At 43.6% G+C, this 6,675-nt stretch carries 6 protein-coding genes; 2 read left to right on the top strand and 4 right to left on the bottom strand.

All coding sequences use genetic code 11. The features are described 5' to 3' along the window. Positions 1-102: 102 nt before the first annotated feature. From folP to I3257_RS03030, 3 genes are all read right to left on the bottom strand, one after another. Positions 103-999: a dihydropteroate synthase gene (folP, locus tag I3257_RS03040; protein ID WP_238048776.1), complete on the bottom strand. Its 897-nt coding sequence runs from the start codon at positions 997-999 to the stop codon at positions 103-105. 171 nt (positions 1,000-1,170) lie between these two features. Continuing rightward, the gene (gene ftsH, locus I3257_RS03035; RefSeq protein WP_055124711.1) at positions 1,171-3,066 is read right to left on the bottom strand and encodes an ATP-dependent zinc metalloprotease FtsH; all 1,896 of its coding nucleotides are present in this window, start codon (positions 3,064-3,066) and stop codon (positions 1,171-1,173) included. A gap of 401 nt (positions 3,067-3,467) precedes the next feature. After that, on the bottom strand, positions 3,468-4,100 hold the full coding sequence (locus tag I3257_RS03030) for an RlmE family RNA methyltransferase (protein WP_055124712.1): 633 nt from the start codon (positions 4,098-4,100) through the stop codon (positions 3,468-3,470). A gap of 343 nt (positions 4,101-4,443) precedes the next feature. Here I3257_RS03030 and I3257_RS03025 point away from each other — a divergent pair, with 343 nt between their 5' ends. Together I3257_RS03025 and I3257_RS03020 are read left to right on the top strand one after the other, a co-directional pair. Beyond that, positions 4,444-4,752 (top strand): YhbY family RNA-binding protein, encoded by a 309-nt coding sequence (locus I3257_RS03025; protein WP_045444184.1) that lies wholly within the window; start codon positions 4,444-4,446, stop codon positions 4,750-4,752. A 228-nt stretch (positions 4,753-4,980) separates the two neighbouring features. Continuing rightward, positions 4,981-5,709 carry a hypothetical protein gene (locus tag I3257_RS03020; RefSeq protein ID WP_238048775.1) on the top strand — a complete coding sequence of 243 codons (729 nt, stop codon included), beginning with the start codon at positions 4,981-4,983 and terminating at the stop codon, positions 5,707-5,709. Positions 5,710-5,823: 114 nt separating this feature from the next. Here the strand turns inward: I3257_RS03020 and I3257_RS03015 are convergent, their stop codons facing one another. Then, positions 5,824-6,552 (bottom strand): CHAP domain-containing protein, encoded by a 729-nt coding sequence (locus tag I3257_RS03015; RefSeq protein ID WP_238048774.1) that lies wholly within the window; start codon positions 6,550-6,552, stop codon positions 5,824-5,826. Positions 6,553-6,675 lie beyond the last annotated feature (123 nt).

The following is a 6,675-nucleotide window of genomic DNA, read 5'->3' as shown; positions in this document are numbered from 1 at the left end:
TTAATCCGCGGCGTGCTTGATAGATAATGCGGCGCTGTTCATTGGTTGGTTCTGGCTGAATCGGGGTGGTCATAAAAGTACTCTCATCATTTTAAATTGGGATTAAGGATAATTATGCGCGGATAATTGACGCCATAAGGCGACTGCTTGCTGCATCATCGCCACATTATGGGTGCGTATAATGCCAGCGCCTTGCTGTAGGGCAAAGATACCAGCTGCCGTACCTACCACATCACGTTCTTGCGCTTTAGTCGTTGCAACGGCTTCGACGCCACTCTTGCTCAATACTTCCGCTAAAAAACGCTTGCGTGAAATGCCAAACATCATCGGTAAACCAAGCGCTTGTAGCCTGCTAAGCTGGCTTAATAGTGCGCAATGATGCTCATAATCTTTCGCAAAACCAAAGCCTGGATCGATAATAATTTTCTCACGCTTAACACCGATTTTTGTTACTTCGTCAATACGCGATAACAGCTCAGCTCTTACGTCACTAATGACATCATCATAGTGTGCCAAATTATTCATCGTTGTTGGCTCGCCGCGCATATGCATCAGCATGATGGGTATATCAAGCTCAGCCGCTAGTACTGCTGCACCCTCGCGTTTGAGTGCGCGTACATCATTCCAAATATCAGCACCAGCGTCAAAAGCCGCTTTCATAACCTCTGGATTGCTGGTATCAATGGATAGCCAAATAGCCTCTCCGCAATGCCGGCGGATGGCTCGAACCACTGGCACAACACGTTGCAGCTCTTCAGACGTGCCCACAGCATCCGCATTGGGGCGAGTAGACTCACCGCCAATGTCAATAATAGTCGCACCCTCTTCTATCATTTGCTGACAATGCGCAACTGCTTTATCTACCACATTGAACTGTCCACCGTCTGAAAACGAATCGGGTGTGACATTAAGAATACCCATAATATGAGGCTGCGATAGATCTAGTGTTTTATCACGACTTGATATCTTATAGCTGGGTAAGGGCTGAAATAAGGACATAACCAAATTATCTCTCATCAAAACATTCTAATTATTGCAGACTGCTTGTTATGCGTTGTGCTTATGATACCAGTAAACTCTATTCTGTACTAAACCCTTCACGAAATATGGATAACAAAAAAGCCCTTTATGATAAAGGGCTTTTTCTATTTGATATGAATCAATTAATAACTACATCGCTGGTAACGGTGGCGGTGTTGAGTTGGTTGTTTTGATATCATTCTTCGATAAGTTGACTTCGTTGTGCTGATAGACCCTAGGTGGACGTGGATCTTCACCAGCTAAGATATCTTGCAACTGATCACGATCAATTGTTTCCCATTTCATCAAGGCATCAACCATGGCATGCATTTTTTCTTGATTGCCTTCAATCAATTCGCGCGCGATATCATATTGCTCTTCCAACATACGGCGGACTTCTTCATCGACCTTTTGTTGAGTAGCTTCCGAAATCGTACGGCTACTAGAACCAAAATAGCCTTGCGAGCTGTCTTCGTCTTCATAAACCATAATACCAAGCGCATCAGACATACCGTACTTCGTTACCATGGCGCGAGCCATCTTGGTTGCACGTTCGAAGTCGTTAGAAGCACCCGTCGACATTTGATTGATAAAGACTTCTTCAGCGATACGACCGCCGAATAAGATAGCAATATCGCTCAGCATTTTTGATTTATACATACTGGTTTGGTCATGCTCTGGCAACTGCCAAGTAACCCCAAGCGCAAAACCACGCGGCATGATCGTTACTTTATGCACAGGATCGGTACCTGGTAGTAGCTCAGCGACTAAGGCGTGACCTGCTTCATGATAAGCGGTCGCACGGCGCTCCTCTTCACGAATGACCATTGATTTACGCTCAGGACCCATATAAAGCTTATCTTTTGCATCTTCAAAGTCATTCATATCGACGCTGGTCTTGTTGCGACGTGCCGCAAACAATGCCGCTTCGTTGACAAGGTTGGCCAGCTGCGCACCACTAAATCCAGGCGTACCACGAGCCAGTGCATTGGCATCCACACCGATAGTATTCGGCAGCTTTCTCAAATGCACTTTAAGAATTTGCTCACGGCCTTTGATATCTGGCAAGCCCACTTGTACCTGACGGTCAAAACGACCTGGACGCAATAGCGCTTTATCAAGCACATCCGCACGGTTGGTCGCTGCAATGACGATCACGCCTTCATTGCCTTCAAAACCATCCATTTCGACCAATAATTGGTTCAGTGTCTGCTCACGCTCATCATTACCACCGCCCATACCAGAGCCACGATGACGACCGACCGCATCAATTTCATCAATAAAGATGATGCAAGGCGCGCTCTTTTTAGCCTGTTCGAACATATCGCGTACACGTGAGGCACCGACACCGACAAACATTTCAACAAAATCAGAACCTGAGATTGAGAAGAACGGCACTTTAGCTTCACCCGCAATGGCTCTGGCTAACAAGGTTTTACCGGTACCTGGAGGACCTACCATTAAGATACCACGTGGAATCGTCGCACCCAGTTTGGTAAATTTATCAGGGTCGCGTAAAAACTCGACCACTTCAACCACTTCTTCTTTGGCCTCTTCACAACCAGCCACATCTTCAAAGTTCACCTTGATTTGGTCTTCAGTCAGCATTTTAGCTTTTGACTTACCAAAGCTCATAGGGCCGCCGCCTTTACCGCCAGCGCCGCCTTGCATGTTACGCATGAAGAATAGAAACAGACCAATAATCAATAGAATTGGGAAACTGGCTATCAGTAATTGCATCAACACGCTTTGGCGTTTTGGGGCAGTCCCTTGGACTTCGACTTGGTTCTCACGCAGCAATGGCATGAGCTCATCATCTGACACAGCTGGTCTAATGGTCTCAAATGATGAACCATTTTTCTTTTCGCCGGTGATTTGCTCGCCATCGATTTCAACGCTGGCTACTTGGTTTTCTGACACAGCGGTCACAAACTCAGAGTAGTTAAGGCTATCCGGCTCGGATGATTGATCAAAGCCGCTAAACACCAGCACCAAAACGCCGATTACCACCAGCCACAATAAGGTATTTTTTACCATGTCGCTCACTAGTTATTCCCATCCCTTACTTATTGGTGTGTTTATTAAACACGTGACGTCTATAAACGTATCGCTCATTTTTTAGTAGATATATTCATAGCCAAAATTTATGATTCAAACTCATACAACACAAATGCTGCATGGGGACTGTTTTCACAAGTTATAAATATCAATGACCTATATATCTATCGTAGATGAGCACATCAGGCGCTTATTGTCAGACGACTTTGCCTAAAACATATGCTTGAAACAAAGTTAATATACCATGATATGTGGTGCTAACCTGCATAATTCAAGCAGGTTTCGCTATTATTCAGTTAACGATTGTAGCGGGTTCAATGCGCTCATGAGACTATGTTATAGTGACACATTATCTCGCTTACAATGGCTGTGAAATAACGACGTTATGATTATTTAATCGCTATCCAAAACATCTCTTTTGACCGTGGTCGTGATGCACCCGGCTTGATACTACGGATTTTACTAAAATCCTGCTGCATCTGCTTGCGTAATTCTTGTGTGCCTTCACCTTGAAACACTTTCATAATAAGTGCGCCACCTTCTGGTAAGGTTGCAAGCGCGAAGTCCACTGCTAGCTCACATAAATACATCATACGTGGCTGATCGATTGCGCTGTTTCCTGCCGTATTTGGTGCCATATCGGACAGCACTACATCGACCTGCCTATCACCAACCTCTGCCATGATCGCATCAAACACGTCTGCTTCGCGAAAGTCGCCTTGAATAAAGGTCACATCAGGCAATGTATCCATTGGCAGAATATCAGAGGCAATCAAAATACCTTTTTCGCCTACTAGCTGACCTGCCACTTGAGACCAACTGCCTGGAGCACTGCCCAAATCGACAACCGTCATGCCTTTTTTAATAATATTGGTCTTTTCATTAATTTCTAATAACTTATAGGCGGCACGGGCACGATAGCCATCTTTTTGCGCTTTTTGCACATAATGATCGTCAATATGCTCTTTCATCCAAGCGCTACTACTCTTTGACAGTTTTTTATTTTCGATACGCGTGGCCAAAATACCTACTCCTATTGCTTTGCAAAACATTCATACATATTACTGAAGTAGCTAAAAGATTTGTGAAGCACTTTCGATATGGGTTAAATTCATTCGAATATTCTATCAATCAAGATTTTTATACATTTACAGTCTTAGACTGGCGAAATTCTATTGGTTAAAACACTGATTTATCAGACAGTAGCGTTTATAATGTGCCCAAACATTCAGTTTAACATTTTCATCACGTAAAATCGTGCAAAATCCTGCTGATCTCATGCAAGATGACCACAGATTATCTATAATGATCGTCAACTGCTCTTAATAGCACTGTCTTTTATTTTTACCAACACCTAGGAATTCTATGCAACTCGATAACGCTACTATCAAACGCCTAAGAGGCATTGGTCACGACCTCAAACCTATCGTCATGATTGGCAACAAAGGTATTACCCCAACCATTACTGAAGAGATTGATCGCGCGCTATCAGATCATGAGCTAATCAAAGTAAAACTGCCTGCTGGCACGAAAGAAGAGCGCGATGTCATCGGTGCGGAACTTGCCAAAGCGGCTAACGCGTCTTTGGTTCATTCTATTGGTCGTATGGCATTGTTACTACGTAAAAATCCAAACGCCAACCCAAAATTGTCTAACTTAGCACGTCATGCATAATAATATGTGATGACCAGCTGGTTTGAGTGATGTGATGGTATGATATGCCATATCAACTCAAATCATAGCCAAATGGTGACGATAAATGTAAAAGCCGCGATGCATCTTGCTCGCGGCTTTTATGTTGTCTGCTCGTTTTAGATTTACTTAGCGTGTAATATTAGCTCGCTTAGTCGGTACCATTTTTCTTATAGTTACTTCTATATTTTTATTGTCGGGTCTTAACTTATGAATCAATCATTCAATCTCTGTGTGGCCACCGAAACCATAGTAAATGATGCGCAGCAACTGGGTGTAACAGTGGATGAGTTGCAGCGCATCTGTATAAATGTGCGTGCTCAGGTCATTCGACAACCATCACTATACTTACAGCTAACCTATCGACTCACCCTGCCCAACCAAATGCTAGCAAAGCAGCTAAACTGGTCAATGTGGCAGCAAGCGCAAGTAAAATTCGATGATTACTTGTGGGAAGAGACTTGCCTTGAGTGTTTTATCGCTGGTCGTCTGATAAATGATGAAAATCTAACGGATGCTCAAAAGGCAATGCCCTATATCGAGATTAATGCCAATCCAGACGGTCGTTACGCGCTATATCAATTTGCAAGCTATCGTAATCCTGCGACCTTACCACCAACACCCTTACATGCAGCTGATGGACAAGCGCGCGCGTCTATTAATTGGATAAATAATGTAAAGCCAACATTAAGGTACGTAGAGAATCCTTTATTTAATGATCCATCAGTCGCAAATAAACCTCATCATTATGAGCGCAGCTTTGGGGTGTCGATGACCCAACTACCGAATCAGCAGTACGTCATCGCAAATACTGTGATTGAGCAAATACATCCTTGCGTTATTTTATGGTTTGGTGAGATTGCTTTATATTTTGCCTCAAACCACGCCTCCCCGCCTGACTTTCACAATCGTAGCCACTGGTCAAAATTTGAGCTTTAACTCTACTTTTAACTTAAGCATCACAACTCAAAGCGCAAAAAAAACCAGCAACGCTATAAAGAGCATTACTGGATTTGGAGAAAACTTTTAACTTAGGTTACATCTAACTGGCTGCTATTTGTCAGCCATCGCGAGGTAAATACCACGGTCTGATGCATCATCGACATATTGCGAATCACGCCATGTCGTATAGCTGTAAGTGCCACTGTATGGGCTAATGCTGTTTTGGCGGAAATCAGATACCCAATCGTTACCATCAAAGATCTGGATATGACCATGTGGACGGTTTGACGTACGATTATAGACAACGACGTCACCCACTTGTGGCTGCATATCATTACTGATCTTGGTAAAACCTGCTTGAGCAAGTGTGCCGCGAGAGGCATACTGATAAGCTGAAGGGTTAGGCGTAAATTCGTAACCTGCTGATTGTAGCGCTTTACGTACATAGCGAGCACAGTAGCCAGAGCTTCTAGATAACGCTACTCGCGATGCACTTGCCGCTGCGATAGCAGGAGCAGAATTGCGATCAGGAGCGCGGCTTGATTGCTGCTGACGCTGCTCATAAGACAAACGGCTGGTAAGCGAAGCAAGCTGGTATTCTTTTTGCTTGGCATGCGCACTTAAATTATCAATGGCTTGACTGATCTCATCATTGCTATATACATGAGCACCACTGCTAGTGCTATAGATATTGCGGCTAGAACCGTAGTTCGCAGAAGCAGAGATGTTAGTGATGGTATGACTCAAGGTATTATTTGGTTGAAAGGTTGTTTCGACAGCACCACTTGTCTGTGCTATACCCATTCCCAATACTGACAAAATTAATAAAGCTTGTTTCATAAATTTACTACCTATTGTTAATACAAGACCGCTCGTCATCCGTGACAAAGCATCAATTAGTTTAGAGGAGATGATCATTACAAAAACATGATAAAATCCTTGTTAAAACAGCCCGCTATTTCT

The sequence above is a fragment of the Psychrobacter sp. Ps7 genome, from assembly GCF_022129225.1.
Classification (GTDB): Bacteria; Pseudomonadota; Gammaproteobacteria; order Pseudomonadales; family Moraxellaceae; genus Psychrobacter; species Psychrobacter immobilis_A.
The sequence above is the reverse complement of the archived record's forward strand: the minus strand, read 5'-3'. Positions and strand labels throughout refer to the sequence as shown.

Bases quoted from the DNA above. Each gene is read 5' to 3' on its own strand.
- folP (WP_238048776.1), bottom strand. From the start codon at position 999: ATGTCCTTATTTCAGCCCTTACCCAGCTATAAGATATCAAGTCGTGAT.
- I3257_RS03025 (WP_045444184.1), top strand. From the start codon at position 4,444: ATGCAACTCGATAACGCTACTATCAAACGCCTAAGAGGCATTGGTCAC.
- I3257_RS03020 (WP_238048775.1), top strand. From the start codon at position 4,981: ATGAATCAATCATTCAATCTCTGTGTGGCCACCGAAACCATAGTAAAT.
- I3257_RS03015 (WP_238048774.1), bottom strand. From the start codon at position 6,552: ATGAAACAAGCTTTATTAATTTTGTCAGTATTGGGAATGGGTATAGCA.